2 protein-coding genes are annotated in these 904 nt (G+C 46.0%); both read right to left on the bottom strand.

Translation table 11 applies throughout. The features are described from left to right. Positions 1-593 (bottom strand): glyceraldehyde 3-phosphate dehydrogenase NAD-binding domain-containing protein (locus A3757_RS02365; RefSeq protein ID WP_304439166.1); only part of this gene is annotated, 593 nt, incomplete at its 3' end. Positions 594-637: 44 nt separating this feature from the next. Continuing rightward, the coding region (locus A3757_RS02360; protein WP_304439165.1) for a transketolase C-terminal domain-containing protein at positions 638-904 on the bottom strand (267 nt) is incomplete at its 5' end.

The raw sequence follows: 904 nt of genomic DNA, 5'->3' as shown, positions 1-904 counted from the left end.
TCGATCGTTGGCTGATCATTCATAGCGGAGTGAATAGTGGTAAGCGAACCAGCTACAATACCGAAGCGTTCATCTATAGCACTCAATACTGGCACAACAGCATTACTAGTACATGACGCACACGAGGCGATTATGTCGCCACTATCTAAGCCAAAATGATTTACACCATAGATCACTGTCTTATCGAAGCTTTCATCACCTGGTTGAGAAACAAGCACGCGCCCGGCACCAGACTCCAAATGACCGGAAACCTGCTTAAGAGAACTAAAGCGACCAGTACACTCCATGACTAAATCTATACCCAGATCCTCCCAAGGAAGCATGCTAGGTTGCGAAAAACGTGTTAAGGCAATTAGGTCGTTCCCGACAACCATCTTCGAGTCACCCTGGACATCAACTGAAAGCGGGAATCTACCAAATGTCGTGTCGTACCGGGTCAAATAAGCAATCGTATCAGCATCTGCAAGCTCATTAATAGCGACAAACTTTATCGAATCGTCACCAACAGAACGGCCTTTCGACCGTTCATAGCTAGCACGCAACAAAGACTGCCCAATACGACCATAGCCATTAATTGCGACACGATAAGTCATTCTGAGCGTCCGATACCTTCAAGGCTCACTATCAGGTCGTGCATTTATAGCAAATCTTCGGCAACATTTAGGATGTTATCAACAGTGAAGCCGAACTCCTCAAACAACTGTCCTGCAGGTGCAGACTCGCCAAAACTATTCATGCCGATCACTCGTCCGTCAATACCCACATACTTGTACCAGTAATCGGCGATCGCTGCCTCAATAGCAATACGCGCAGGAACCTCAAGAGGTAAAACAGACAGGCGATATTCGATATCTTGCTGATCAAAAACATCAGTACAAGGCATAGAAACAACTCGGACATTAAC

This window comes from Oleiphilus sp. HI0117 (genome assembly GCF_001635235.1).
The sequence above is the reverse complement of the archived record's forward strand: the minus strand, read 5'-3'. Positions and strand labels throughout refer to the sequence as shown.